This window comes from Sphaerospermopsis kisseleviana CS-549, from assembly GCF_028329225.1.
GTDB classification, from domain to species: Bacteria; Cyanobacteriota; Cyanobacteriia; order Cyanobacteriales; family Nostocaceae; genus Sphaerospermopsis; species Sphaerospermopsis kisseleviana.
Genome location: NZ_JAQMTI010000184.1, coordinates 1 through 2722 on the forward strand (window position 1 = coordinate 1; position 2722 = coordinate 2722).

Here is a 2722-nt window from a genome sequence, read left to right on the forward strand (position 1 = left end):
GCACATCCTCAACCATCGGATGTATTTTTATTAATAGAAGTTGCAGATAGTAGTTTTGAATATGATCGAGATATCAAAATTCCCCTTTATGCAGCTAATGGTATTGTAGAAGTTTGGTTAGTTGATATCATCGAAAAAAAAATCATCGTTTATCGTCAGCTTACAGAAAATGGATATAGTCAAATCACAACCTTTCAACGTGGTGAAATTCTAGATATCCTCGCATTTCCTGAAATTAAAATTACCGTTGATAGCATTTTAGGAACAAAATAATTATAGAAACAAATTATAGAAACAAATTATAGAAATAATTAACCAATATCATCAACAAAGAGAGTGAACTATGTCTACGAAATTATTCACCAGACGTTTCACAGTTACAGAATATCATCAAATGAATGCAGCAGGAATTTTAACAGAAGATGATAGAGTAGAATTAATTAACGGAGAAATAATTGAAATGTCACCAATAGGAAGAAAACACGCATCTTGTGTCAATCGTTTAAACTCTCTTTTTTCACAGTTACTAGGTAAAAAAGTAATTGTTGCTGTACAAAACCCCATAACTTTAGATAATTTTTCCGAACCGCAACCAGACATAGCATTACTTAAACCCCGTGCAGATTTTTATGAATCTGCACATCCTCAACCATCGGATGTGTTATTATTAATAGAAGTTGCAGATAGTAGTTTTGAATATGATCGAGATATCAAAATTCCCCTTTATGCAGCTAATGGTATTGTAGAAGTTTGGTTAGTTGATATCATCGAACAAAAAATCATTGTTTATCGTCAACCTTCAGAAAATGGATATAGTGAAATCAACACCGTTCAACGTGGTGAAATTTTAGATATCTTCGCATTTCCAGAAATTCAAATTACCGTTGATAGCATTTTATGATAGAATCAATTACCAATTACCAATTATCAATTATCAATTATTAATCATATCTATCCTTTTTCAATTTAATCACCAGCATCACATTATCATGATGCTGACCACCAATAATATCTTTGAGGTGAATTTTTCCATCAATATATTGTAAATGAATCCGCCACCCTGATATTTTATTAATATCTGCACGGTAAATAGCTTGTTTAATACCCGCTACCTTGTGTAATCTGGTTTTAGGAAAATTTCTAGTTCGGTGACATTCATTATCTTCTAACTCAGCTAAAGCTTCCAGAAAATCAATTTTCAGATATTCTGGAAGAATTTTCATTGCTTCATGAATGACACCATATTCATCTAACAGAGGTTTAATTTGTGCCATTAACAACACTGAATTTCTAAAGCTGGGTTTTCTTCTACCGTGAAATCTTGATAAATCATTTCTGCAACTGCATTATAAGCTTGTTGTGCATTTTCTTGATTAACTAATCTAAATAAAGTGATTAAAATACAACCAAAAATTGGATCATCATCAATAGTTAAAATTATTCTTTGTTGATCGTTAATTTTGAGACAATATATAGTAGAATCATAGTCATGATTTAGTTTAATGTTTCTGAGTTGTTCACTATGTTCATAAAAAGAATTATTAATTAAATTATTTTCAGATGATAACAATTCAAAATTTCGATTCATTTCCTTAATAATTCTAAACTTCTCTGTATCTGTAAACTTTTCTAAATCTTTTTCAAAATCCTTAGTAGATTCAATGAGTATATCCATTTATTGAACTCCTGAGTCGAAATGACTGGGTTACTTTAAATTTACCCTAATTCCAGAAAATTGAAGATAGCAATAATTGTGATCATTATAAATTTTTGTAGAGACGTTCCATAAAACGCCTCTGCTTTTATTAACAGGAAAAATTACTTACCGCCATAAAAAAAGGCAATTTCTTTTTCTTTTAAAGGAGCAAAACCAGCATCAACCAGCTTTGCGTCTAACTCAGCTTGGGGAATATGCTTTGCACCAATGCGGACGATCCGAGAACGCATAGTATTAGATACACCACTGCGTTGTCTACCAGCTTCTAAGCCCATGACTTGATTATACAGTTCCAACTTAGCAGCAGGAATAGGAGAACCGTCAAAATCAATTCCTTGTGCGATCGCCACATCAACAGCATCAGCACCTGTAGTAGCTTGATTTTTTACATTAGTTTCAGTCGTCATGGCTATTAAATTCTCAAAGTTATTAGGTATATATTACCAGGTCATTGGGCATTGGGTTATTAATCTTCCCCAGTCACCAGTCCCCAGTCCCCTACACTTGCCACTTTGGGAAATTTTAGTTTAATCTCGAACCAGCGGTATAGCTATTTTTAGGTGATGCTATGTCTGATGCCCACACTCCTCGTAACAAAGACCGCAGCCTCGAACAAGCTCTAACTAACAAAATTATCGACGATTACTTCGAGAATTCTGAAAGTTGGCTGAGAGCAATTTTGCGGATGTGTATTTTCTCCCTCTCTAAAATCAATGGAGAATCCGTTTTTATCGTCGAATGTCCGAATCAAGCCGTAGCAAAGCGCCTGAGTCGTAAAACTTACCCATTTCGAGGAATGGTATATTTTTTAACTGATAATTTTGATGACCGCGATCGCACGTTATTTTGTTATAAAGACGAACGGAAGGGAAATTGGCGATGTTTTGATACTAGCACCAATACTTGGCAATCTTTAAGCAGTCTGCAATCATCTACTACTCCAATGGAATAGGGACTGGTGACTGGGGACTGGTGACTGGGGACTGGGGACTGGTGACTGGGGAC

7 protein-coding genes are annotated in these 2722 nt (G+C 34.3%); 4 read left to right on the top strand and 3 right to left on the bottom strand.

What is annotated here, in order from left to right:
- Positions 1-273, top strand: a 273-nt coding sequence (locus PN497_RS15280; protein ID WP_272110584.1) for a Uma2 family endonuclease, incomplete at its 5' end; no start/stop codon positions are given.
- Positions 274-343: 70 nt separating this feature from the next.
- Positions 344-901 (top strand): Uma2 family endonuclease, encoded by a 558-nt coding sequence (locus tag PN497_RS15285; protein ID WP_096571924.1) that lies wholly within the window; start codon positions 344-346, stop codon positions 899-901.
- Between the two features lie 40 nt (positions 902-941).
- On the opposite strand, the gene PN497_RS15290 is transcribed toward PN497_RS15285, so the two are convergent.
- From PN497_RS15290 to PN497_RS15300, 3 genes are all read right to left on the bottom strand, one after another.
- A complete protein-coding gene (locus PN497_RS15290; RefSeq protein ID WP_096571923.1) occupies positions 942-1274 on the bottom strand; it encodes a hypothetical protein in 333 nt (110 codons plus the stop codon).
- Positions 1274-1675, bottom strand: coding sequence for a hypothetical protein (locus PN497_RS15295; RefSeq protein WP_096571922.1), 402 nt, complete (start codon positions 1673-1675; stop codon positions 1274-1276). Before PN497_RS15295 ends, PN497_RS15290 begins: the two co-directional genes overlap by 1 nt.
- A gap of 143 nt (positions 1676-1818) precedes the next feature.
- Positions 1819-2124: a small RNA NsiR4-regulated ssr1528 family protein gene (locus PN497_RS15300; RefSeq protein WP_096571921.1), complete on the bottom strand. Its 306-nt coding sequence runs from the start codon at positions 2122-2124 to the stop codon at positions 1819-1821.
- Between PN497_RS15300 and PN497_RS15305 the strand changes: the two genes are divergently transcribed.
- Positions 2123-2248 carry a hypothetical protein gene (locus PN497_RS15305; protein WP_272110588.1) on the top strand — a complete coding sequence of 42 codons (126 nt, stop codon included), beginning with the start codon at positions 2123-2125 and terminating at the stop codon, positions 2246-2248. The genes PN497_RS15300 and PN497_RS15305 overlap by 2 nt on opposite strands.
- A 37-nt stretch (positions 2249-2285) precedes the next feature.
- On the top strand, positions 2286-2669 hold the full coding sequence (locus PN497_RS15310; protein WP_096571920.1) for a hypothetical protein: 384 nt from the start codon (positions 2286-2288) through the stop codon (positions 2667-2669).
- The last annotated feature ends 53 nt before the right edge of the window (positions 2670-2722 follow it).

What these genes read in the sequence shown, in the direction of transcription:
- PN497_RS15285 (WP_096571924.1), top strand. Translation starts at nt 344, where the DNA reads ATGTCTACGAAATTATTCACCAGACGTTTCACAGTTACAGAATATCAT.
- PN497_RS15290 (WP_096571923.1), bottom strand. Translation starts at nt 1,274, where the DNA reads ATGGCACAAATTAAACCTCTGTTAGATGAATATGGTGTCATTCATGAA.
- PN497_RS15295 (WP_096571922.1), bottom strand. Translation starts at nt 1,675, where the DNA reads ATGGATATACTCATTGAATCTACTAAGGATTTTGAAAAAGATTTAGAA.
- PN497_RS15305 (WP_272110588.1), top strand. Translation starts at nt 2,123, where the DNA reads ATGGCTATTAAATTCTCAAAGTTATTAGGTATATATTACCAGGTCATT.
- PN497_RS15300 (WP_096571921.1), bottom strand. Translation starts at nt 2,124, where the DNA reads ATGACGACTGAAACTAATGTAAAAAATCAAGCTACTACAGGTGCTGAT.
- PN497_RS15310 (WP_096571920.1), top strand. Translation starts at nt 2,286, where the DNA reads ATGTCTGATGCCCACACTCCTCGTAACAAAGACCGCAGCCTCGAACAA.